Genomic DNA, 24,009 nt, shown 5'->3' on the forward strand with positions numbered 1-24,009 from the left:
CCGGCTACTGCCGGATCGAGAAATCCACCCGGTTCGGCGCCCCCTTGTCCTTGATTCCCTCGGCCGTGAGCCTGGGCGCGGTCAGGAACAGACGGCTCTCGGGCACCTTGCCCTCGCGCTCCAGCGACTGCTTGACCACCAGCGCGCGCTGCTCGGCAAGACGCTTCAGGTCGGCCTCGGAGACAGTGGCGTTGGCCATCAGCAGCTTCTCCATTTCCTCCGGCGGCAACGACTTGGCAAAGCCGACGAAATTGCGCGGCTTCTTCATCGAGGTGCGCTTGTAGACCTCTTCGAGGTACTTCGGGTATTCCTGCTTCGACACCTTGATTTCGGCGCCCTGCTCGCCCGACTCGTCATCGCCGGCCTCGGTGCCGGCCTGCGCGCTGTTGCGCAGGTCGCGCCGCTTCTGTTCGGCCACGCGCGCATCCAGCCACGCGCGGCGCGCGCCAGCCTCGTCGGTGGCCGGGTCGATGCGGCCGCTGATTTCCAGCCGCAGCGAAGGCCGGTCATTGAGCGCCTGGCCGAGCTTGCCGATCTTCTCCTTCGCCGCCGGCGTCAGCGTCGACGTGCCGGGCGCGAATTCGACATAACCGAGTTCTTCGCCGCCACTGCCGCCGAAGGCCGAGGCGATCAGCGAGAATGGCGAAGTGATCGCCTTGGTCAGCAGATTGACGATCACGCGCACGATCACGCCGCCGATGCTGAACTCCGGGTCCGACAGCGAGCCCGAGACTGGCAGGTTCACGTCGATCACGCCATTTCGGTCCTTCAGCAGCGACACCGCCAGCAGCACCGGCAGCTTGGTCGCGTCCGGGCTGTCGACGCGCTCGCCGAAGGTAAGCTGGTCGAGGAACAGGTGGTTGCGCGCATCCAGCTTGCCATTCTCGATCTTGTAGGCGACATCGACGGTCAGCTTGCCCTTGGTGATCGGGTAGCCGGCGTACTTGGCCGCGTACGGCGTCAGCCGCGTCAGCTCGACCCCCGATGCCTTGGCGGCGATGTCGAGGAACAGCTGCTCGCCCAGCGGATTGATCTTGCCGCTGATGGTGACCGGCGCGTCATCGTCGATGCGGCCGTCGAGCACCAGGTCGGCAGGCGCGGGATCGCCGGATGACACCTTGGACACTGAACCCTTCATGCCGGTCAGGTTGGCGGTGTAGTTGGGCTTGACGAAGAAATCCGAGAAATTGATGTTGCCCTGGCTCACCGACACGCCGCCGATGCGGATCTGCGGCTTGGGCCCGCCCGGCTTCTGCTCGACCTGCGCGGTGCGCGTGTCGCCGGCCTGCACCGGCGGCGCTGCCGGCGCCGAGGCCGGGTTGGCCTGCGTCAGGCTGGTGGACGGCGCCGCCTCGCCCTTGGCCGCGCCGGCGGCCAGCACGTCCTGCAGGTTCAGGCGGCCGTTGGCGTTCAGGATCACGCGCGCGTAGAAATCGGACAGCGCGATATTGCCCAGGCTGACGCGCATCGGCCCCTTGCTCTCGTCCATCGCGAAGTCGATGCCTGACAACGCAAGCGAGCGCCAGCGCAGGAAATCTTCACCGCTGACGCGGTCGACCGTGCGCACGTTGCCGGCCAGCACGTTGCCCGCAAACTGCGCGGCGATCGGCTTGCCGGTGGGGGCATCGACATTGAGCTTGCCCTTGACGGTCAGCGTGCCGCTGCGCAATGCCGCGTTGAGGCGGTCGGCCAGGTACGGCTGCAGCGGCCCCATTTCCACCTGGCGCAGGTCCAGCTGCAGGCGGCTCGCCGGCATGGCGGGCAATACGGTGCCGTCGATGCCGATCACGCCGCGCCGGCCGGCTTCGGCATGCAGCTTCACCGGCACCGCCGCCGGCGTCAGTGGCCAAACAATGGCGCCGGTGCCGAGCTCGATATTGCGGAACTCGTGGATCACCGGGCGGCCGCGGTTGGCTTGGGCCGGCTGGTAGTCGGCCACGCGCGCGCTGCCGCCGTCGAGGGCGATCTTGCCGATCCTGGCTTGCCAGACACCTGCGGCGGCACTGCCGTTCTTGCCATTGGCGCCATTGGCGCCATTCGTGGAGTTCGTGGCATTCGCGGCGGGGGCCGGTGCCTTGCGCGGCGTGGCGCGAGCCTGCTGCGCCGATTCGCTGGCCCACAGCCGCGCCATTTCGAGCAGTTGGCCGCTGTGGTCGCGCGTGGCCGAGATCTGCGGCTGCGCCAGCGTCACCTGGCTGGTCGCAAAGGTCTGTCGCGCGAGGTCTAGCTGGATATCATCGAGTACCAGCTTCTCGGCGCGCAGCAGCGGCAGGTTTGCGCCGGCACGGTCGGCCTCGGCGCGTTCGCGCGCACGGCGGCTCGCGCGCGCCGGAGCCTGCGTCGCCGCTTCCTTCGCGGCGTTCGCCGTGGCGGCGCTAGCGGCGGGGGCGGCCGGCACCACCACCGGATCGCGCGTGGCGACATAGAGCGGCGCCAGTTCCAGCCGGGACTTTTCCAGTACGAACTGGAACTGCGGCGCCGCCCACGACATGCGGTAGTGCAGTTCGGCATTGACCGCAGTCTCGCCGAACTGGCTACGCAGTTCGCGCGGCCACCACGCGGCAAAGCCTTGCGGCCGCAGCCCCGTGGTTTCCAGCGTGCCAGCCAGCGTGCCATCGCGCAGCAGCAGGTCGCCGGTATGGTGCAGCGTCTGGCCGTCGGCCACGGTCAGGGTGGCGTCGATACGCGCCGGCTTGTCGCCTTCGGTGCCGGCAAAACCCTTGACCTCGGCGTCGAGCGGGCCGAGCGAGAGCTTGCCCGGGCCTGAGGGCGCCAGCGCGTCCTCAAACCCGAGGTTGGCCTGCTTCACCACGATGCGGTCGACCGCATAGCGCCAGGGCTGGTCCTTGGGCGCCGGGGCGGCCGGGGCAGCTTGCGCGGAGGAAGCGGAAGGCGGCGCGGCGGGCGCGGACGCTGCCGGAGCCGGAGCCGGCGCCACGCCGTCGGTCGATTTGCTTGCCCCCTGCGGCAGGAACGCCGTCGCCAGGTTCAGCGTGCCGTCGGCGCGCCGCACGGCCTGCACGCCCAGCCCTTCTATTTCCACGCTGCGCAGCTGGGCCCGGTGCGCCAGCGGCTCGAGCCGGGCGATGTCCAGCGCCAGCCGGCCGCTCTTCACCAGCGGCTGGCCCGCGCGCGTGCGGATATCCGCATCGCGCAGCGCGGCGGTGCCGATCAGCAGCATTTCCTGCGTGTCCTTCTGCTGGCGGAACGCCACCGTCAGGCGCGTATCGAGCTTGCCGGACTTGACCTCGGCATCGCGCAGCGGCGGCGCGAAGGCCATGAAGCGCGTCACGTCGAGCCCGTCGAAGTTGACATTAAGCCGGGTCTGGCGCGAATCGGCGAAGGGCAGCACCTCGCCGTCGAGCGCCAGCGGCGTGCCGTTGACCTGCGCGCTCAGCGTCGGCCGCGTCACGATCTCGACGTCATGCGGCAGGTTGGACAGGAACGGCAGCGTCAGCGTCAGGTGGTCGACGCGCAGGCTGGTGTCGAGCAGCCTGTCGTCATAGCTGAAGCTGCTGCCGGTCACGGCAATATTGTTGACCGAGAAGCGCGCCGGCTTGGCATCGGCCGGCTTGGGCGGCATTGCCGCGACCTTTTCCTGGACATCGGCAAAGCTCATGCGGCCGTCGGCGCCGCGCGCCACGCGCACGGCAAGGCGGTCGACGTGCAGGTTGTCCACCACCGGGGCCAGGTGCCACAGCGATGCCAGCGAAGTATTGGCCTCGGCCTCGCCCAGCGTCAGCGCAGGGGTCTTGCCGTCGCGCTCGTAGATCGTCAGGTCAGACAGCGTGGCGGCCAGTTCGAACGGCCGCACATGCGCCTTGCCCAGCGTGACCTTGCGCCCCAGTGCTTCTGTCGCGTTCTTTTCGATCAGGTATTTGAGCAGCGGCGGTCCGCCGAAATAGCCCGCCAGCCCGAACACCGCGAGCGCGGCAGCCACGCCGCCGGCAACGCGGGTCGCAAGCCGGCCGCGCGGCGTCGCAGCCACTGCCTGAATGGATTGCTTGAATTCCATGTCGTCTCAGAAGATCTGACCCCGTATTCCGGCGTGGCATGCTTGTTTGTGCCCCGGATTTCACTTTTTTGTCGTCATTATGGCAACGGATTCAGACAAAGCAAAGACATCAGAATTGCGCAGTCAACGCCAGAATTGACGATCTGGTATCTTTACGGCCTTTGCGAAGCGTTTCGTCGCAAGCCTGCGGCTTACCCGCCACAACGTGCCTGCCTCACCCGCGCTGTATCCTCCGGCCAAATCCTCCACGTATTCCGTGTTGCGCGCTTCGCATGCGATCTCTTCCATGCGAGTCCATTCATGTCCAGCACCACCAGTACCGCAACCGGCGCGGGCGCAACACAGTTCCGTGCGCGCGCCCTGACCGGCCAGGATTACAAGACCCTCTCCCTTGCCGCCTTGGGCGGCGCGCTCGAGTTCTACGATTTCATCATCTTCGTCTTTTTCGCGACGGTGATCGGCCAGCTGTTCTTCCCGCCGTCCGTGCCGGACTGGCTGCGCCAGCTGCAGACCTTCGGCATCTTCGCCGCCGGCTACCTGGCGCGTCCGCTGGGCGGCATCATCATGGCGCACTTCGGCGACCTGCTTGGCCGCAAGAAGATGTTCACGCTGTCGATCCTGCTGATGTCGGTGCCGACGCTGCTGATGGGCCTGCTGCCGACCTACGCCTCGATCGGCCTGGCCGCGCCGGTGCTGCTGCTGGTGCTGCGCATCCTGCAAGGCGCGGCGGTCGGCGGCGAAGTGCCCGGCGCCTGGGTGTTCGTGTCGGAGCATGTGCCGGCGCGCCACGTCGGCTACGCCTGCGGCACGCTGACCGCGGGGCTGACCGCCGGGATCCTGCTGGGTTCGCTGGTAGCCACGGGCATCAACAGTGTCTTCACCCCGGCCGAGCTGGCCGACTACGGCTGGCGCGTGCCATTCCTGATCGGGGGCGTGTTCGGCATTGCCTCGATGTACCTGCGCCGCTGGCTGCATGAGACACCGGTCTTTGCCGAGCTGCAGCAGCGCAAGGCGCTGGCGGCGGAAATGCCGCTCAAGTCGGTGGTGCGCGACCACGGCGGCAGCGTGGCGGTGTCGATGCTGCTGACCTGGATGCTGTCGGCCGGCATCGTCGTGGTGATCCTGATGACGCCAACCTTCCTGCAGAAGCTGTACGGGTTCGATGCGCGCACCGCGCTGGTGGCCAACAGCGTCGCCACGCTATGCCTGACTCTTGGCTGCGTGGTGTCGGGCGCGCTGGCCGACCGCATCGGCGCGCGCCGCACGCTGTTCTTCGGCGGATTGCTGCTGGCGGTCGCCGCCTACGCCTTCTACACCACCATCTTCACCCGTCCGGACCTGCTGCTGCCGCTGTATGCGCTGGCGGGCTTCCTGGTTGGCACCATCGGCGCGGTGCCGTTCGTGCTGGTCAATGCGTTCCCGGCGCAGGTGCGATTCTCGGGCCTGTCGTTCTCGTATAACGTGGCGTACGCCATCTTTGGCGGCCTGACGCCAATGATCGTCACGCTGATGCTCAAGCAGGACAAGCTGGCACCCGCGCACTACGTGGTCGCACTGTGCGTGCTGGGCATGGTGACGGCGCTGTTCGTCAAGGACCGCTCGCGCGGCTGAAGCGCGTTGGCCTCATACGCAATGGAAGGGAGGGCAGTTGCCCTCCCTTTTTCATGCGCGCGTCATGCGCGCGCGGTCGCGGCTCAACGCCGGTGCTGCCGCAGGAAATCCCACATCATCGCGCTGGCATCGGGGCCGATGTCGCTGTGGAAGCCGTAGCTGGCGTCGCCGCCGCTCCAGGCGTGGTCCAGTCCTTCCACCTCCACCAGCGCGACCAGGTCGCGGCTCCAGCGGCCGAAGCGGTATTCGCGGCAACGGCCGGGTTCTTCACCCGGCGCCGCGTCCGGCGCTGCGTCCGGAATAGCAGCAAGCCGGTCTTCCAACTCGTTGTACGCGAGAAACTGGCGCGCCAGCAGCCTGCCGTTGACCGGATGCACCGCATCGTCGGCGAGGCCGTGGATCACCAGCGCCGGCATCTCGGGCCCGCCTGGCGTGACGCCGGCGGCGTCGAGCAGCCACGCCGGCTCGGCCGTGGCGCCGTGCCGCATGGCGTGCAGGCCGGCGTGCGGCGTATCGGCAGCGCCGATCACGACACCGGAATGCATGGCCACCGCCGCCACCTTGCCGGGGTAGCGCAGCGCCACCACCGCGGCCATGGCCGCACCGGCGGACATGCCGGCCAGGTAGATCTCGCGCTCGCGCACATCGTGGCGCGCGGCCAGCGCATCGAGCAGTGCCGCCAGGGCCTGCGCCTCGCGCCCGCCTTCCGCGGCGCTCAGGTCGAACCACTGCCAGCAGCGCTGGACCTGCCGCCGCAGCGGCTGTTGCGGGTAAGCGACGATAAAACCTTCCTGTTCGGCCAGCGCGTTCATGCGCGTGCCGGCGCTGATGGCATCGGGCGTCTGCCGGCAACCATGCAGCAGCACCACCACCGGCAATGGGCCGCGGTGGCGTTTGGACGGGATATAGAGGTGATAGGACAGCTGCGGCACCAGTTCGCCGGGCAGCGCCGCCAGGCGCAGCCGGTGTGCCTGCCAAATACCGGGAAGTTCATCCGGCGCGATGGGTGAGATGGCGGGCGACCTCGCGGGTGACCTCGCGAGCGGCGTGGCGTGCGTCGTCAGGGGCGCAACAGCCGAGCGTCGTGGCCGGGCCGGCGCGTCCTGCGAACGTGACGGTGTCAGCGGGTTCAGTGAATCCAGGCGTTGCAGCCAGGACTTCACCTGCGTTTCAGTTCGGGCCTGCACCCGGCTCAGGCGCCGGAGTTGTGCGTGCCAGTCAGCGGCTAGGCTCTTGGTCATGAGGACTCCTGCTCATATGACGGAATCTCCCCCGGGGTGCCTTTGTTGTGCGTTGCAGCATACCACACCGCGATGGACGGGCCGTGAGGCGGATATGGCACACAGACTACTGCACGGTCCGGTTCTGGCCTCGCCTGACATGGCGAAAATATTGAACACTTGGATCGAAAGAATGAAGATCGCGCAAGTTGACCGGCGATGTCGTCGCTTTATACTGGCTTGTCGATTGCCCTCGCGCCAGGATGGCCATGCCGGATCACGGCGCCCCAGCCTGTTCGCTATGCCTTTTCCATGCCGTCTGTGGCGTAGCCGCGACGACCCCCACCCCCGGCGCCTCCCGGCATGCGCCTGCGGCCTGAGCCGCCGCGCTGACGGTCATGCAATGCCGAGCGCGAGCGCGTGCTGCTGGTTGCCGTGGGATCGATGAAAGCCCCGCAGCGGCTGGCCAGCGTCCAGCCCCGGGTTGCGCACTCAGCGACGTTGCTGCGTGCACTCCTGCCGATACGCCTCTTCCAGCCGCTTGCGATCCGGCTGGCGTTCCAGTGTCGGATGCGTGCGGCCGTCCGCTGTGGTCACTGACGACTGGCCTTCTGACCACTGGGGACCCTTCGGCAGCGCATTGACCTGGTCCAGCAAGGCCTGGCAGTGCTGACGCTGCGATGCGGACAATGTGCCACCGGGGCCTTCGACCACGGCGGTGCCCTCGTCCAGCATCCGCGGCGGCGGCGGCGCCACCATCGGCGTACCGCCGGCGGCGGCGGCTGCGGATGCGGCAGGACTCGCTGCCCACGATGTGGCGTGCAGGGAAATGACCACCATGGCGGCCGTCAGCAGGCCGCACTTGCAAACAAACTTCTTCAAAACCAGTACTCCAGGGCCTGCGCAGCACATGGCGGCAGCCATGGTACGCGGCATTGCGTTGCAGAAAACCAGCCGTGCCTTCAGCGATCCTTGCCGTTGCCCTGGCGGCGGCCGGTACGGTTGCGCAGCAGCTCAAGCTTGAGCAGTGCGTCCGCAAGCATACTCTTGAGCCGCGCATTCTCCTCTTGCAGTTCGCGCAGCTTGCGCCCGTCGCGGGCATCGTTCTGGCTTTGGTCCCCGTAGCGCGCGCGCCATCCATAGAACGAGGCATCGCTGAAGCCATAGCGCGCGCACAGCTCGCGCACCGGCACGCCGCTGGCCGCTTCGGCCAGGTAGCTGCGGATCTGCTCTTCCGAATACCGTCTGTTCACGAATCTCTCCGCTCCACAACGGCGCCGGCGCTGGCGCGGGCAACGCGGGCCGTGCCGCCAACCGTGCCGACTCTGGGCGTACGTTAGCCCACTGCCGCGCTAAAAGGCAATTCAGTGTCTTCGCAAGGCGAGTTAAGAAAATTATCTGAGCGGACTGGCTCGCGGCGCCGCGGAAATGGCCGGCGCAAGCCACCTGGCAGCAGGCGCGCGCGCGTTTCCGGCACCTCGTCTTTCAGAAGATCCGCAAGCCTTGCCGTGGCCGCACCGGCTGTGCCGCCGTGCCGGCGAGGCCGCTGTCGACGGCCATATTTTGTTAAGCCAATTTGGAGTCCACTTTGTTTCAGCATTGTGGCAATGGCCTGGCAAGCCATGTCAAACCGCGCGCCGCCTTGCGCCGGCGGCGGCTGGAACCCGGGGTAAGCGCACCGGATAAGGGCGATGAAAGCGAAATTAGAAGTCTGTCAACAAATCAAGTTTCTAGGACTTTTGCAGACCATGTATTAAGATTCCTCGGCACAACTAAATTTCGCACGCTTTCGCAATGCGCCACGCGGCGCAAGCAGGAAGCGGCCCGGCAGCCCGCAGCCACCGTGAAGAGAACCGGTGCGCGGCCCCTACGTTGCCGGCAAATATCAGGCCTGAAGGATCGAGGAGTCACTGCGCCAATTTGTCGACGCAAGTCGGAAAATTAGGAGTCGTGCATGGTCATCCAAAGTGTCCTGTCCGGACGGCACGGGCCGAGCCGGTCTGCCGCGCTGACAGCGACGGGCGCCATTTTCCAAGCTGGCTTTGCAGTATGGGCGGCAGATTGCCGCCCCGTCGGATAAGCACGTTTCGTGCTTTGCCGCGCGCTCCATTGCGCGCGGCGTTGTACGCATCGGACAGACAAAAAACCAAAAAAAAAAGAGTCATGCATCGGGAGAAGCCAGAATGCGTCACGTCAGCACCAAGCTATTACATGTCTTCGTCCTGGTGATGGAGTATCGCGACCTCAACGCGGTCGCCGCCTGTACCCAGGGACGCGTGCCCACCGTCGCTTACAGCCTGACACGCTTGCGCGAAATCACGGGCGATCCGCTGTTCGTCAAGCGCAATGGCATGCTCGAACCGACGCCCCACGCCTTGCGCCTGGAGCAGACCGCGCGCCAGATCCTGGCCAAGTGGAACCAGCTGGTGCGCCCGGGCGAAGCGGGCATCAGCCAGCGCCACGCGGACGGCAGGCGCATTTCCATCGGTTTCTCGTCGTCGATCGGCGACCCGGTCATTACGGAGATCCTGACCACGCTGTGCGAGCAGTTCCCTCAGGACAGTTTCATCACGCGCCCCGTCATCGCCGATGCCGCGCTTGCCAGCCAACTGGATAGCGGCGAACTGGATTGCGCGTTTGTCGTCGACGGCGGGCACGACCCCGAACGCGTGCGGCAGCAGAACATCATGGCCACGCCGCGCCGCCTCGTCAGCGCCGCCCGCGAAGGCAGCCACGACGAAGGTGAAACGGACTGGATCCTGCTGCAGGAAGATTGCGAAGCCGGCAGTCCGCTGCGCGCCTTCCTGAGCCGGCAGGCCGGCACACCCGGTCACCGCGAGACCGTGGTGCCTTCCTGGCATACGCAGATCACGCTGCTGCATGCCGCCGGCGGCATCTGCCCCGTGCTCGACTTCAACGTGCCGCTGGTCACGCGCGAGCGCAAGACGCGGCTGCTGGCACCGCCGAGCAGTTTTCCCGAATGGGCCGCCCTCCATTTCTGGGGGCCGGAGCGCAGCCACGACAAAGCGGTGCTGCGCGACATCATGGAAGTCGGCAGCGCGGTGCTGCGCGATCCGCTCAAGGCCATCGACGGCCGCCGCAGCATGCGGCCCGCCAATGCTCAGGCCGAGGCGCTCGCCTGACTCGCGCAACGGCAACAGCGCTCCAGTAGCCGATCCTTCAACGCTTCCGATGCGCCATCGGCGCTGGTCACCGTCAGGGGCCAGCGCCTTTTTCTATCCTGCGACACGGTGGCGGCAGCGCTTTGCGAATTCTCCTACTTTCTCGCGGGGGCATAGCCCGTATCCTGCCCATGCATCGCAGCGCGCCGGCCCTCTCCCGTTTGGCCCGGCCTGCGGCGATGCATGCAGTTGTCTGGCGTCAACTTGTCTGGCGTCGCCATTTCGCCGCACGTCGGCCGACGTGCGGCGTTTTCTCGAGCGCGGCGCGGCATGGCGCCCAGCACGAATCTGGACCGAGGAGACCCGATGGCATTGAGGATCCTGCTTGCCGATGACCATCCGGTGGTCAGCGCGGCCGTTGCCGACCGCCTGCACACCCAGACCGGATGGGAAATCTGCGGCACAGTGACCAGCGCAACGGCATTGCTGAACAGCGTCGCGACCCTGCGGCCCGATGTCGTCGTCACCGACTACCACATGCCCTCGCAGCTGGAGGGCAGCGGCGACGGACTGCGCATGCTGAACGCACTGCGCCGGCGCCATCCGACGCTGGCCGTGACCGTACTGACCATGATCACCAATCCGCTGGTGCTGCGCTCCATCCTCGATACGCAGGTGCATGGCCTGCTGCTGAAAGACGCCCCGCTGCCGGAACTGGTCACCATGATCAGCCGCATCCAACGCGGCTTCCGCTACATCGGCAAGTCGGCCATGGAGATCCTGTCCCAGGCCGATCCCGGCAATCCGGCGGCAAGCCATGGCGGCGCCGAGCGGCTGTCGGCGCGTGAAATGGAAGTGCTGCGGATGTACCTGGCCGGGCGCTCCGTCAGCGAAATAGCGGTCCTGCTGTGCCGCAGCGTCAAGACCATCAGCCGCCAGAAGAACTGTGCCATGCACAAGCTCGGGGTCACCAACGACCGCGAGCTGTTCGAATTCGCTGCCCTCAACGGCATGCTGCTGTCCGGCGGCTGACTGGCCGGCGCCAGACATTGCCCGACAATCAGGCCACGGCGTCCGGCTGCTCCAGCCGCGCCAGTGCATGCGCAATGCCGGTCTCCAGCTGCGCCAGCCCGCGCGACAGGTCTTGCATGGTCGAGGCCGAGACCTCGGTCAGCACATCCTGCAGAAAAGCAGAGCGCAGCGGCATCACGCGCGCCACCAGCTGCTGCCCCGCGTGCGACAGCGTGACATGGGTCACGCGGTTGTCGCGCTCCGACGTGGTTCGCTCTACCCAGCCAAGTTCCTGCATGGCCTTGAGCTGGCGGGTCAGCGCGCCCGGATCCATGCCGACGCGGTCGGCCAGTGCCCGCTGCGCGATGGCATCCTCCTGCAGGTGCAGCGCATGCAGGATCCGCCAGCGCGCCAGCGGCAGGCCGATGCACTGCTCGAATGCAGCCGCATACGCGCGATAGGTGCGTCCGAACTGCTGCAGTACGGCCACGCTTTGTCGCTCCAGTTCCATCCATTCTCCTCAGGGATACACAGGCGCCATCACAGGCGCAAGCGCCGCATCCGGCATGCGCTCACTCCGCCGCCATCGCCGGCTCCGCGGTGCGCACCAGCCTGACCGGCGGCACCCGGTGCGCGCACCAGACGCCCACCGCAGCGGCGATCCCGGCGGCCAGCAGGCCCAGATGGATCGCGCTGACCAGCGACATGCGCGCCTGCTCCAGCAGCAAGGCGCCATTGTGCCCGGCCCGGCCCAGTTCGCCGAGCAGCGCCAGTTGCGAGACCTTGTCGATCAGCACCTGCGGATCGCCCAGGCGCGCCGCCCACTGGCTGGCGCCTGCGGCGGCCATGGCGTGGTCGACGCTGCCGGTATAGCTGCGCGTGACCAGCGTGCCGACGATCGCAGTACCGACCATGCCACCCACCATGCGCAGCGATTGCAGCATCGCCGTGGCAATGCCAAGGTGCTCGCGCCCGGCGGTCTGCTGCGCGAACACCATCAGGTTCGGCATGATGAAGCCCAGCCCGAATCCGCCCACCAGCATGATCGCGAGCAGCATCCCGTGCGGCATCGCGCGCGTGGCCTGCGACAGGGCCAGCGTGGCCAGCGCCAGCATGCCAAAGCCGGCATACAGCATCGCGTTGGGCCGGCGGATGCGGGTGATGACGCGGCCGTTGACGATGCTGCCGACCGTGATGCAGACCACCAGCGGCGTGATCAGCAACCCCGCTTCCTTCGGCGACAGGCCAAAGCCGCCCTGGAACAGCAACGGCGCATACAGCAGCAGGGCGAACATCGTGAAGCCGGCGAACACCGACAGCTGGAACAGCGGTGCCAGCCCGGGGTTGCGGAACATCTCCACGGGCAGGATCGGGTTGGCGCAGCGCTGCTCCCAGTGCCACAGCGCCACCATCGCGAGCGCCGACAGCACCAGCAGGCCCGCGGTAAAGGCATCGAAGCCGCGCCCGGGCAGCAGTTCGACGCTTATCTGCATGGCGCCCAGGCCAACGGCGATCAGGAAGGCTCCGAGCCAGTCCACGCGCACCGGCCCGCTGTGCGCCTGCTGGCGCAGGTGCGGAAGGTAGCGCCAGGCAAACCACAGGCCCAGCACGCCGACCGGCAGGTTGACATAGAACACCGCGCGCCAGCCGTACCACTCGGTCAGCACGCCGCCCAGCGACGGCCCGATGGCATTGGCGATACCGAATGCCGCACTCAGCATCACCTGCCAGCGCAGCCGCACATGCGAATCGGGAAACAGGTCGGCAATGCAGGCGAAGGCCGTGCCCACCAGCATGCCGCCGCCGATGCCCTGCAGCGCCCGTGCCAGCACCAGGAACGGCATGCTCGCCGCGAGCCCGCACAACGCCGACGCGACGGTGAACACCACGATCGACGCCAGCACGAAGGGCTTGCGTCCGTAATAGTCGCCCAGCCGGCCGAAGATGGGCACGGTGATGACGGACGTCAGCAGGTACGCCGTTGCCACCCAGGCGTAGTACTCGAAGCCTTGCAGTTCCGCCACGACGGTCGGCAGCGCGGTACCGACCACGGTCTGGTCCAGCGCCACCAGCATCACCACAAAGGACACGCCGAGCATGGCCAGCAAGGACTGGCGAAACGGCAGGACCTGGCCGGGGGCCTCGTCGCTATGTGGCTGGGGCATCATGTGATTGCTCGATCAATCGTTGTGATGTCAATGATTATAGGACAAGGTTGGCGGAACGTCGAAGGCGCTATCAACAGCTGGGCGCCCAGGTGATGCGTGCACCGCAATGGTTACGTATGCACTGAGGAATTGCTGAGCGTCGACTCTGGCGTTTAACTCTACGGCGGCATGCGGTCCTTGACAGCCTGCCGTCGCCTTCATCAAACTTTAAATTGTACCGACCGTTCAGAACAATTTAAGGGGATCTATCTATGGTGAATGCAGCACAACCAGCATGCCTGGACGCACTGCTGGCAAGACAGCGGTCAGGCTTCATGGCGTCGCCCTTCCCCTCCCTCGCCCAGCGCCGGAACGCACTACAGCGCCTGCGCCAGGCAATTCGGGGCCACGCCCAGCAACTCGCCGCCGCCGCGGCCCGCGACTTCAGCGCGCGCGCCGACGCCGAGACGCTGATGGTCGACGTACTGCCGTCGGTGCTGCATATCAACCACCTGCTGCGCGGCCTGCGGCGCTGGATGAAGCCGTCGCGCCGACACACCGAACTGCTGTTCCTCGGCAACGGCGCGCGCGTGATGTACCAGCCCAAGGGCGTGGTCGGCATCGTGGTGCCGTGGAATTTTCCGGTCTACCTTGCGCTCGGCCCGCTGGCGACGGCGCTGGCCGCCGGCAACCGCTGCATGGTGAAAACCTCCGAATACGCGCCGCACACCTCGGCCGCGCTGCGCGCGCTGCTGGCCGAAGCCTTCGATGCAGACGAGGTGGCCGTGGTCGAAGGCGATGCCGCGGTGGCGCGCGCCTTCACCAGCCTGCCGTTCGACCATATCGTCTTCACCGGCTCGCCCGAGGTGGGCCGCCACGTCATGCGAGCCGCCGCCGACAACCTCACGCCCGTGACGCTGGAACTCGGCGGAAAGTCGCCGGCAATCGTTTCCCGCAGCGCGGCGCTGGCGACAGCGGCCTCGCGCATCGCCCATGGCAAGACCCTGAACGGCGGGCAGATCTGCGTCGCGCCCGACTATGCGCTGGTGCCGGAAGAGCTTGCCGCCGCTTTCGCCGAAGCGGTGCTCGCCGCCGCGACCCGCATGCACCCCCAGAACAGCGACGACTACACCGCCGTCATCCACGACGCCGCGCTGGCCCGCCAGCGGGCGCTGCTCGACGATGCCCGCGCGCAGGGCGCGCGGGTCCTCGCCGCGGCGATGCCGGCGGACGGGCGGCGCCTGCCCCTGCACGTCGCGCTTGGCGTCACGCCGCAGATGCGCCTGGCGCGCGAGGAAATCTTCGGACCGATCCTGCCGGTCGTGACCTACCGCACCTTCGACGAGGCCATCGCCTGCGTGCAGCGCGGCACGCGGCCGCTGGCGCTCTACTACTTCGGCCATGACAAGGCCGAGACCGGTCCGCTGCTGGAGCGCACCCACGCCGGCGGCGTCACGCTCAATGACTGGGGCTGGCACGTGGTCAACCACGACCTGCCCTTCGGCGGCACCGGCACGTCGGGCATGGGCAACTACCACGGCGCCGAAGGCTTCCGCGAACTGTCGCACGCCAAGGCGGTGTTCAGCGAGCGCCGCTGGTTCCCGATCGCGCTGTTCCACCCGCCATACGGCGGCCGGATCCAGCGGCTGGCACTGCGCTTGTTTCTCGGCAAGCCGCAGTTGCCCGCCAAAGATGCCGCCCCCTCCACGGACTCGCGTGGTGTCGGGATCGAGCCACGCTAGACGTTCAGGCACGTCGCCGGCATGTCCCCATACAGCGCCATCAGCGCACTGGCAACGCCATTGGTCCATCCGAACCCGTCCTGCAGCGGATACTCGCCGCCTCCGCCACCCCTGGCGCGTTCCCCGGTCGCCTCGATGCGGTATTTCTCCACCAGCTTGCATTCCCTGGCATAGACCCCGGCAATCGTGGCAAGCCAGCGCTGCGCAATGTCGCGCGCCAGGACTTCATGGCCGTAGCGCGTCAGTCCGCGCACCGCGAGCCATTGCAGTGGCGCCCAGCCGTTGGGATGGTCCCACTGCTGGCCGGAGGTGAGTTCCGTGGTGGCCAGGCCTCCCGAATCCATCAGGCGCGCGGCCACTGCGCTGGCGACGCCGCCGGCTTCCTCCGCCCGGGCAAGGCCGAGATACAGCGGCATCATCGTCGCCGCTGTCAGGCATGGCCGCGGCGCTCCGCGGCACCAGTCGTAGTCGACGAAGATGCCGGCTGCGCCGTCCCACAGGTATTGCCGGATGGCCGCTTCGCGCCGGCGCGCGGCGGCAAGGAAGCGGTCGGCATCGGCATCGCCAGCCTGGTCGCACAAGGTGGCAAGGCGCATTTCGAGGTGCCACAACAAGGCATTGAGGTCGACCGGCAGGACCGCGGTGGTGCGGATGGTGCCAAGATCGGCCGGTTGTCCCGCAAGCGGCAGGTCGAGCCAGCGGGAGCTGAAATCCCAGCCCGATTCGGCGGCGGCGCGCAGGTCGCGGAACACCAGGTGATGCGGCCGGCCGCTGCGCTCGGCGGTCTGCACGTCTTCCAGGAAGGCTTCCTCGCGCGGGCAAGGCCGGTCGTCCCAGTAGCGGTTGAGCACGGCGCCGTCGGGCAGGCACAGCGCGCGCCGGTGCGCGCAGCCCGGACGCAGGGCCTGTGCACCGTCCATCCAGAAGTCATACTCGCGCCGAAGCTGCGGCAGGAAGTCGCGCGCGCTGGCGACCTGTTCGCGCTCGAGCAGGTCGACCATCAGCGCGAACACAGGCGGCTGCGAGCGGCTCAGGTAGTAATTGCGCGTACCGTTGGGCACCAGCCCGTAGGTGTCGATCAGGTAGGCGAAATTGCGCGCCATTTCCAGCAGCAGGTCGCCGCGCCCGCTTGCGGCCAGCCCGACCATGGTGAAGTAGGAATCCCAGTAGTACAGTTCGCCGAAGCGCCCGCCGGGAACCACGTAGCGATGCGGCAACGGCAACAGCGACGAGAGTGGCGGATGCGCGACCGGCTCGCGCGTCAGCACCGGCCACAGGCCGTCGATATGTTCGCGCAGCGTATTGGCCGGATCGGAGACATAGTGGCTGTCAGGCACGATCGCGCGGGTGAAGTGGGCCTGCACGAAGTCGGCCAGGCAGAAGCCAGGCTCGACGCGTGACTGCCGATAGCGCGCGACGATCCACTCGGGGTCGCAGCCGGGAATGCAGTCCGGAAAGGTCTTGCTGTCGGCGAACAGGCCGCTATGCTGGACATCGACAAACAGTTCTCCATAGCGCGCCGCCGGCGACAGCGTATCGGCCTGCGGACAGCTCGCCAGCGCATGTGGCGGCGGGCATTCGCGATGCGCGGCCAGCGGCGGATGGGCCACCGCGTGGACCTTGGCCGGCGCGGCGACAGCGCCGGAGACTGCGCCGGCGCCGTCGGGCGTGGCCGGATCCGTGCGCGGCACCGTGTAGGCGCCCGCGCTCCTGGCGCGGCGGTCGTCATTGTTACCCATAGTCCCAGTGCAGGCTGCCGGTGACCGGCGTACTCATGCCGGACAATTCCGCGGCGCGTTCCTGCGTCGAGGCGGCAGCGCGGGCGCCGCCAGCTCATCATGACGGTAGGAGCGGCCAGGCGCCGCAAAGTTCGCCCGTGTGCGTGTGGCTTCAGTGTAGTGCGGCGAGGTCGGCAACTGAGTCTGCCGGCGACTGCGCGGCAGGGCTCGGCAGGCAGATCCACACTGCCAGGCCATGCGGTGCAGCATTGTGCGCCGTGACAGTGCCGCCATGCGCGGCGATCGCCGCCTGGGCGATGCTCAGCCCCAGTCCCGCGCCGGCCGGATGCCCGGCGCCGCTGCGCACGCGGAAAAAGGGCTCGAACAGGCTCGGCAGCGCATCCTCAGGCACGCCGGGGCCACCGTCGACAATGTCGAGCCGGACCGCGCCTCCATTGTCCCCATCGGCGGCAAGCGTGACCATCACCGGCGCCGCCGGGTCCGTGTACCGGACGGCGTTGCGCAGGATGTTCTCGATCGCGCTGCCGAGCGCCGCGGCAACCAGATCGCCAACGGCCCGGAGAAGGTCGACCGCTACCAGTGGGCGCTTTTCGCCGAGGACGAATGGCGCCTGGCGCAGGGCTTCGCGCTGACCGGTGGCGTGCGCATGGACTATGACGAGAACTTCGGCCAGCACTACAGCCCGCGCCTGTACGGCGTCTGGCAGCCGGCCGAGCGCTGGACCGTCAAGGGCGGCGTCTCCACCGGCTTCCGCGCGCCGGACCTGCGCCAGACCGTGGCCGGCTGGGGCCAGACCAGCCGCGGCGGCAACATGTACGGCAATCCGGACCTGAAGCCCGAGACCATGCTGTCGCAGGAACTCGGCCTGCTGTATGACCAGGGCAATGGCCTGCAGGCCGGGTTGACGCTGTTCAACAATGACTTCAAGGACAAGATCACGCGCGTCGCCTGCCCGATCACGCAGTGCACCGATGGCTCCAACCAGTTCGGCGCCACCCCGACCACGTACATGAACGTGGACAGCGCCTACTCGCGCGGCGTGGAAGCCAGCCTGCGCTGGCCGATTGCGCGCACCCTGTCGCTGACCGGCAGCTATACGTACACCAGGTCGGAACAGAAGAGCGGCCAGTACGCGGGGCAGCCGCTGAACCAGTTGCCGATGCACCTGTTCGTCGCCACGCTGAACTGGCGCCCGACCGAGAAGCCCAACGGCTGGGCCCGCGTCAACTATCGCGGCAAGGAAAGCCAGCCGATCACCGGACCGTCGTCCAGCACCGTGGTGGCACCGTCGTACACGTTTGTCGACCTGGGCGCGACCTACGCTGTCACCAGGAACTTGTCGGTGTTCGCTGGTATCTACAACTTGTTCGACAAGCAGGTGAACTACACCGACTACGGCTATGTCGAGGACGGCCGGCGCTACTGGATGAGCGTGTCGGTCAAGTTCTGATCTGTTTCCCTGGCAGCGGCCCGGTGGCCCTGGCTGCAGGACACCGGACGTTGCTGTGCATTCCACGAGGAATTCCCGACATCCGCAAGACAGACCCCGACTGGCTTCCCGTCATCGACCGCGACGCCGCGATCGGCCGCGAAGGGCCGGGCGCGCGCGAGCTGCTTGAGGTTGCGCCGATAAATGGCGCCAGGGCATGGCAGCACGGGGAGGTGGTTTATCTCTCCGGCGAACTGATATCTGCTGGGCGGTGCGGGCCAGGAGGCGACGCAGGATAACGTCAGCAATTGGCCAAGGCGTTTGGGAAGGGGCATTAGCAGCTACGGCGTGCCTCGAGACTTTGCCATACACATACGCATTCGTTCTTCCTGAAGCGGCAGATTCCACGGCACTCTCGGATTCATCCGATTGAGTGAGAGGCACGGTCGTTCCTATGATCCTCCGTAACCGCCGCGAAGGTGGCGTGCTGGCACGCATGATCATGCATGCCAGCACGCCCGCCATACCCCGTCTCCAGAATTTCGCGGCCGAACTCCGTGGAGTGCTATTGCATGGGTCATCGCTTGCCGCCTGGTTCCTTCCGCACCGTCCTCCTTCGCCGCGATTCCCTGCCGCAAATCCCCGGGCATACCGCGATGACAGTTGCGCGCGTCGAGGGAACCGAGGGTCTGAACGGCTTGTTTTCCTATACGGTCGACATCAAGACGCCTGACGGGCGATACGCGTCATATGGCCCCGCCGCCAATCTCGACATGGCCGCGATGCAGGGCAAGGAGCTCACGCTCGATATCGAGCTCGACGGTCCGTGCGCCGGCACGCGCGAGATCACCGGCATCGTGACCCGGGTCGAAGGGCCACGGCCTGACGGTCGCCACGTCATCTACCGTCTGACGCTGCGTCCGTGGCTGTTCCTGGCCACGCTGACATCGGATTTCAAGATCTTCCAGCAGACGAGTGTCGTCGACATCCTGCAGGACCTGCTTTCCGAATACCCGTTCCCCGTCGACAACCGCCTCGACATCGCCCGCTATCCGACCCGTGAGTACCAGGTCCAGTACGGTGAGACCGACTTTGCGTTCTTCGAACGCCTGACGCAGGAATGGGGCATTTCCTATTTCTTCGAACACAGCGACGGCCATCATCGCCTGGTGCTGACCGACGGCAATGGCGCGTTCCGACGCTTTGCAAGCGCCGCCTACCACACGCTGAGCTGGCGGCCTTCGGCCGATCGCGCGGATGCGGAACACCTGTACGCGTTCAAGGTAAGCGACCAACTGGTGTCGGGCAAGTGGACCAGCACCGACTACGACTTCATCAAGCCCCGCGCCGACCTGTCGGTGGCCACGCATGACCCGCGCGACACCGCATACGCCGAGAGCGAGGTCTACGAATTCCCCGGTGACCATGCCCAACCAGCCACCGGCAACGACCCATGGCGCGAGGGCGACATGCTGTCGCGCATCCGCATGGAGGCGATCCGCCAGCATGGCAGCCGGGTCGCGGGCAAGGGCAACGTGCGCGCCGTGGTACCGGGCTGCACCTTCATGCTCGCGGGGTTCGCGCAAGCCGCGGCCAACCGCGAATATCTGGTATTCGATACCACGCTGGTGCTCGAGGACATCGCCGGGGCCTCCGGCGAGGGCCAGCAGTGGCGCTGCGAAGTCGATTTCCAGGCGCAGCCGACCAGCGAGATCTTCCGGCCCGAACGCCTGCGGTCGAAGCCTCGTACCCATGGCCCGCAAACCGCCACCGTGGTCGGCCCCGAGAACGAGGCGCTATGGGTCGACGAATACGGGCGCGTCAGGATCCAGCTGCACTGGGACCGCATCGGCCGGCGCGATGCCAACAGTTCCTGCTGGGTGCGTGTGTCGCAGGCCTGGCAGGGCGAGCGGTTCGGCGCGACCCATATCCCGCGGATCGGCCAGGAAGTCATCGTCGATTTCCTGCATGGCGATCCCGACTGCCCGATCATCACCGGCCGGATGCCGAACCGGCTCAACCTGCCGCCGTGGGTGCTGCCGGGGCAGCATGCGCTGTCCGGCTACCGCAGCAAGGAACTGTTTGGCGAGCGGCATAACACCTTCGTGCAGGACGACACGCAGGGCGAGATCCAGACCCAGCTCGGCAGCGACCACCAGGCATCGATGCTCGGCCTGGGCTACCTCACGCGCATTCCCGACGCCGAAGGCCGGCGCGATAAGCGCGGCGAAGGATTCGAACTGCGCACCGATGGCTGGGGCGCGGTGCGCGGCGGCTCCGGACTGCTGCTGACTACGGAGATCCGGCCGGACGCTGCCAGCTACCACAAGGACATCGGCGAAACGCTGCAGCGGCTTGCCGCCGCCCAGCAACTGCAGCACGAGTTGGCCGATGCCGCCGACCATCAGCGCGCACAGGACGGGCAGCAAGCGGACGTGGCCGCCGCGCTGAAGGCACAGCGCGATACGCTGAAGGGCAGTGGCGACCAGGGCGAATTCGCCGACCCGCACCTGGCGTTGGCCAGCCCCGCCGGCATCGCTGCCACAGCGGCGGCGGATATTCACCTGCACGGTGGCCGGCATACCGCCATTACGACCGGCAGTCACCTGTCGATCGCCACGGGCAAAAGCTGGCTGGCCAGCGCCGCCGAAAAAATAGTGCTGTTCGCGCGCAAGTCCGGCATGCGGCTCTTTGCGGCGAAGGGAAAGATCGAAATCCAGGCACAGAGCGATGACATCGAAATCATCGCGCAAAAGGTGCTGCGGTTGATCAGCGCGCGAGACTGCATCGAGATCCTCGCAAAGAAGGAAATCCTGCTCAACGCTGGCGGCAGCTACATCCGTATCAACGCCGGCGGCATTGAGCACGGCACGCCGGGCACGTGGATCGCGCACGCGAGCACCCACGGTCTGCCTGGCCCTAGGGAATTAAACCCTGGACTTCCGAGCATGCCCACTGCGCTGGCGCAGCCCAATGGTGATTTCCCGGTTTCCCTCTGACAAAAATCATGCTGATCAGTCCCCCCTTCCTGCCTGGCGCTGCAGCTGGTGCCAGTGATGTCACCGACATCGACAAAGTAATGGACAGCACATTCACTGATGGCGAGTGGATGAATTGCGCGATGGCGGGCGGCAAGCCAGGCGCTGGTGGCTTTCCTCTCAGCCACTCTCTCGGCTGGCACGGCGGCATCCACTTGACCGCAAGGCCGGCCGGTGTCGGCCAACCTCTTCCCGTCCGGACCATCGCCGACGGCACCATTGTCTACTTGCGCAAACCCCAGCCCGAAACCAACGACAAGAACCACGCGCTCATGTATCGGGGAGAGTGGACCGATGACGGATGTGTTGTCATCAAGCACGAGACCGAAATTGGCGACGGGAACAACGCCAGGGTGACGTTCTTCTCCATCTACCTTCACTTGTCGGACATCGACAAGCACTTCCTCGACACCTTCGCAAAGGACAAGCGCGTCTACCGCAAGGACAAGATCGGCACGGCAGGCAGGATCTATGGCACGCCGGATTGCATTCATTTCGAAATCATTTGCGATAGTGCAAACCTGAAGCGCCTGGTTGGCCGTGACTCGGGTCGGCTTGATACGCTAAGGGCCGCTCGCACCGACGCCCTTTATGGGGATGTGCATTTCAAGATCACTGCCAGCACCGACCTGCCCATATTGCTCTATGCAAGTGAAACGGCCAATGCCACGCAAACCACAGCTCCGGTCGCAACGGTGACCGAACCGCTCTATGTACGGATTCGCCTCCAGCCAGAAGGCATCGCCGAGAAGCATGGAGCTCGCTACGTTCACACGTATCGAGAAGTGCCGCCCGATTCAGGCAACTTCGAAGAAATCGGCAAGCCGCTTTGCTCGGAAGACTTTGAGTACCGGATGCACGGTATCGCAGTCAAGGCATACCCGAAGTGCCCAAGCGCCGGCTATGAGTTGCTGCGCTTTGGCCGGGTGATCGGCCCGGACGCTCTCGCACCTGCGAATGCACCACTATGGGTTCAGATCAATGCGCCATGCATCGACCCGGCTAATCCGGACGCGCCGCCTTCCATCATGCAGGGCTACGTCAATCTGCACAGCAACAAGGTACTCAGCTTCTCTGACGCAGACTTCCCGCACTGGATGGGATGGACATTGGCCGATGACGATAAGACGCCGGACAGTCTCTGCAACTCCGCGACCCTGCGGCGCTGGCTGGATAAGGACGGAAGCAATGTCGTCAGCCACCGGGAAGCCGTCGCACAACTATCGGAGGAACCCGTTCAGAAGCGGCTGCGCAGGGCCATCTGCAAGTTTCCCACCGAATGGGAAAAGAACAATATCGCTTCTCGCTGGGGTTGGCTCAAGTCGCCTCATGAGGCGTTGGCGTGTCCACTGACGACAGAAGCCTATGACCGTTTCGAGCGGCACCACAAGGTGCTGGCGTTTTGGGAGGAGGCAAACCCCGGCATCGACCCGGACCACTGGCACTTTCACCCGAAGGAGTTCATCAGCCATTTCAGGAAATGCAAGTGGCTCAGCAAGGCTGAATTGCTGCAACTACTTCCTACCTATTCGATTCGTAAGGACGGCGATGGTTATTATTGGGAGGAGGTGAAAGTAACTCACAATACCAACAAGTTTATTGATAGAAACCGGCGTGCTTTGAATCTATCTCTGCGGAAGTATGGCATCAACTCACCGCTGCGGATCGCAGCCTTTTTTCAGAACGCAATAGTGGAGACTTCATGGCTGAGGGACTTCCGGGAAAATAAAGGCAAGAATCCAGATCTACACCGGGGCTGGTACGGAAGAGGCTTCCTGCAACTCACAAATCCACGTGGCAACCTCCATGGCGGCGACAACAATTACTACAACTATTTCCGCTGGCGAGGCAGGTCACCAGAAAAAACGCCGGCGCAACAGCTCCAGGCATGGCGGAATGACATTGCTGAGATTGCTGACGAAGCTTCGCAAAGCGCCGGGTTTTACTGGACGAAGTACCACTTGGAGGGCAAGCATCAAACAGAAACAGCATCCTTATTCGCCGACCAGGCAAGTCCGAATGTGCGTATCGTCGTCAATACTTCGGAAGGAAGCAAAGCCAACTACAGCAATGAGACAGCGCGCCGGACCGCAGCCATCGTCAATATCCCCGGAGCTGTCTACGGCCATTACGAAATTAACGGGATGACAGAGCGCTATCGAGTCTACGCCAATGCACTAGTCGTCTTGACTGACACTCCACAATTTCCGAATGCAGATGGAGTGATTCGCGAGATACCAGATGACTTCACGCGGAGAAGGCCATGGTAATGCAATCATTGCACAAGGCACTTGCGCCCCTGCCACTCCTGCTTTGCGTGGTTTTTGTAACCGCCGGCCAAGTTTCACATGGCAGGGAACGCATGCTATCTTCAAGCCGATCGACGACGCATGCCGTAACCGTCGGGACCTGCAAATTCAGATTCAAGGATTCGCTCGGAGGCAGAATTCGTGAACACCCCCAGGAAGATATACCAAGCGCGACGTACAATGCAGAGATGAAGCGCCCCACATTGCCGAAGGCAGTAATAGTGGACTTCCTGTGCGACACGAAAGGACAAAACAAATACTGTCAAAGATTTTCCGGCATCGGAAAAAAAGATGGCCACTGGGTGCAGCATCCGGACCCTGATTACAGGGCGCCACCGGAAGCCAATTTTACTGTTCGTGAAATAAAAAGTAGCAACGCCTCTGGCGCTACGCGCACCATAGACGACACTATTGGTAACGAAGAGGACCGCGTACGTTACCTCTCATTTTGTCTGGTTTCCCCAGACGGTAACGTCCTGATTGGCGGGGCGGTCATTGATAGTCTGTACGGCAACCACAGAAGTACAGAACCAGAAGTTAGAAAACTGCTGGAAAGCATTGAATTCATTGAGAACCGCTAACCTGCAGAAGCCATTCACAAGACCGGCTCACAGCGCCGGTCTTCG

General features: G+C 65.6%; 16 protein-coding genes and 1 pseudogene. 8 read left to right on the forward strand and 9 right to left on the reverse strand.

Going from position 1 to position 24,009, the window contains the following annotated elements; translation table 11 throughout:
- Positions 1-4: 4 nt before the first annotated feature.
- Both J8I82_RS06945 and J8I82_RS06950 read right to left on the reverse strand, forming a co-directional pair.
- Positions 5-4,015 (reverse strand): DUF748 domain-containing protein, encoded by a 4,011-nt coding sequence (locus J8I82_RS06945; protein ID WP_209755693.1) that lies wholly within the window; start codon positions 4,013-4,015, stop codon positions 5-7.
- Positions 4,016-4,138: 123 nt separating this feature from the next.
- Positions 4,139-4,303 (reverse strand): hypothetical protein, encoded by a 165-nt coding sequence (locus tag J8I82_RS06950; RefSeq protein ID WP_209755695.1) that lies wholly within the window; start codon positions 4,301-4,303, stop codon positions 4,139-4,141.
- A gap of 12 nt (positions 4,304-4,315) precedes the next feature.
- Here J8I82_RS06950 and J8I82_RS06955 point away from each other — a divergent pair, with 12 nt between their 5' ends.
- Positions 4,316-5,626 carry an MFS transporter gene (locus J8I82_RS06955; RefSeq protein ID WP_209755697.1) on the forward strand — a complete coding sequence of 437 codons (1,311 nt, stop codon included), beginning with the start codon at positions 4,316-4,318 and terminating at the stop codon, positions 5,624-5,626.
- 83 nt (positions 5,627-5,709) lie between these two features.
- On the opposite strand, the gene J8I82_RS06960 is transcribed toward J8I82_RS06955, so the two are convergent.
- The 3 genes from J8I82_RS06960 to J8I82_RS06970 all read right to left on the reverse strand — a co-directional run bounded on the left by J8I82_RS06960 (position 5,710) and on the right by J8I82_RS06970 (position 8,099).
- Positions 5,710-6,867, reverse strand: a complete 1,158-nt coding sequence (locus J8I82_RS06960) for an extracellular catalytic domain type 1 short-chain-length polyhydroxyalkanoate depolymerase (RefSeq protein WP_209755699.1) — start codon at positions 6,865-6,867, stop codon at positions 5,710-5,712.
- Positions 6,868-7,338: 471 nt separating this feature from the next.
- Positions 7,339-7,728 carry a hypothetical protein gene (locus J8I82_RS06965; RefSeq protein WP_209755701.1) on the reverse strand — a complete coding sequence of 130 codons (390 nt, stop codon included), beginning with the start codon at positions 7,726-7,728 and terminating at the stop codon, positions 7,339-7,341.
- An 80-nt stretch (positions 7,729-7,808) separates the two neighbouring features.
- Entirely contained in the window at positions 7,809-8,099 is a 291-nt protein-coding gene (locus J8I82_RS06970; protein ID WP_158577668.1) for a transposase, read from the reverse strand.
- 930 nt (positions 8,100-9,029) lie between these two features.
- Here J8I82_RS06970 and J8I82_RS06975 point away from each other — a divergent pair.
- A complete protein-coding gene (locus J8I82_RS06975) occupies positions 9,030-9,989 on the forward strand; it encodes a LysR family transcriptional regulator (RefSeq protein ID WP_209755704.1) in 960 nt (319 codons plus the stop codon).
- 345 nt (positions 9,990-10,334) lie between these two features.
- Positions 10,335-11,000, forward strand: a complete 666-nt coding sequence (locus J8I82_RS06980; protein ID WP_209755706.1) for a response regulator — start codon at positions 10,335-10,337, stop codon at positions 10,998-11,000.
- Positions 11,001-11,028: 28 nt separating this feature from the next.
- Here J8I82_RS06980 and J8I82_RS06985 read toward each other — a convergent pair whose 3' ends face one another.
- Positions 11,029-11,490 (reverse strand): MarR family winged helix-turn-helix transcriptional regulator, encoded by a 462-nt coding sequence (locus J8I82_RS06985; RefSeq protein ID WP_209755709.1) that lies wholly within the window; start codon positions 11,488-11,490, stop codon positions 11,029-11,031.
- A 61-nt stretch (positions 11,491-11,551) separates the two neighbouring features.
- Positions 11,552-13,147: an MFS transporter gene (locus tag J8I82_RS06990; protein WP_209755711.1), complete on the reverse strand. Its 1,596-nt coding sequence runs from the start codon at positions 13,145-13,147 to the stop codon at positions 11,552-11,554.
- A gap of 251 nt (positions 13,148-13,398) precedes the next feature.
- On the opposite strand from J8I82_RS06990, the gene J8I82_RS06995 reads away from it, so the two are divergent.
- On the forward strand, positions 13,399-14,868 hold the full coding sequence (locus J8I82_RS06995) for a coniferyl aldehyde dehydrogenase (protein WP_209755713.1): 1,470 nt from the start codon (positions 13,399-13,401) through the stop codon (positions 14,866-14,868).
- Here the strand turns inward: J8I82_RS06995 and treF are convergent.
- Both treF and J8I82_RS07005 read right to left on the reverse strand, forming a co-directional pair.
- The gene (gene treF / locus J8I82_RS07000; RefSeq protein WP_209755716.1) at positions 14,865-16,607 is read right to left on the reverse strand and encodes an alpha,alpha-trehalase TreF; all 1,743 of its coding nucleotides are present in this window, start codon (positions 16,605-16,607) and stop codon (positions 14,865-14,867) included. The two genes, J8I82_RS06995 and treF, sit on opposite strands and share 4 nt — an antisense overlap.
- Positions 16,608-16,758: 151 nt before the next feature.
- Complete coding sequence (locus J8I82_RS07005) at positions 16,759-17,226, reverse strand: sensor histidine kinase (protein WP_209756180.1); 468 nt, start codon at positions 17,224-17,226, stop codon at positions 16,759-16,761.
- Between J8I82_RS07005 and J8I82_RS07010 the strand changes: the two are divergent.
- From J8I82_RS07010 to J8I82_RS07025, 4 genes and pseudogenes are all read left to right on the forward strand, one after another.
- Positions 17,140-18,057: pseudogene (locus J8I82_RS07010) on the forward strand (TonB-dependent receptor domain-containing protein); the annotation flags it as partial. The gene J8I82_RS07005 and the pseudogene J8I82_RS07010 overlap by 87 nt on opposite strands.
- Positions 18,058-18,692: 635 nt before the next feature.
- The gene (locus tag J8I82_RS07015; RefSeq protein ID WP_209755718.1) at positions 18,693-21,035 is read left to right on the forward strand and encodes a type VI secretion system Vgr family protein; all 2,343 of its coding nucleotides are present in this window, start codon (positions 18,693-18,695) and stop codon (positions 21,033-21,035) included.
- An 8-nt stretch (positions 21,036-21,043) separates the two neighbouring features.
- Complete coding sequence (locus J8I82_RS07020; RefSeq protein WP_209755720.1) at positions 21,044-23,344, forward strand: hypothetical protein; 2,301 nt, start codon at positions 21,044-21,046, stop codon at positions 23,342-23,344.
- Positions 23,338-23,964 carry a hypothetical protein gene (locus tag J8I82_RS07025; RefSeq protein WP_209755722.1) on the forward strand — a complete coding sequence of 209 codons (627 nt, stop codon included), beginning with the start codon at positions 23,338-23,340 and terminating at the stop codon, positions 23,962-23,964. The genes J8I82_RS07020 and J8I82_RS07025 overlap by 7 nt, the downstream gene beginning before the upstream one ends.
- The last annotated feature ends 45 nt before the right edge of the window (positions 23,965-24,009 follow it).

The organism is Cupriavidus consociatus, assembly GCF_017814975.1.
Taxonomy (GTDB): Bacteria; Pseudomonadota; Gammaproteobacteria; order Burkholderiales; family Burkholderiaceae; genus Cupriavidus; species Cupriavidus consociatus.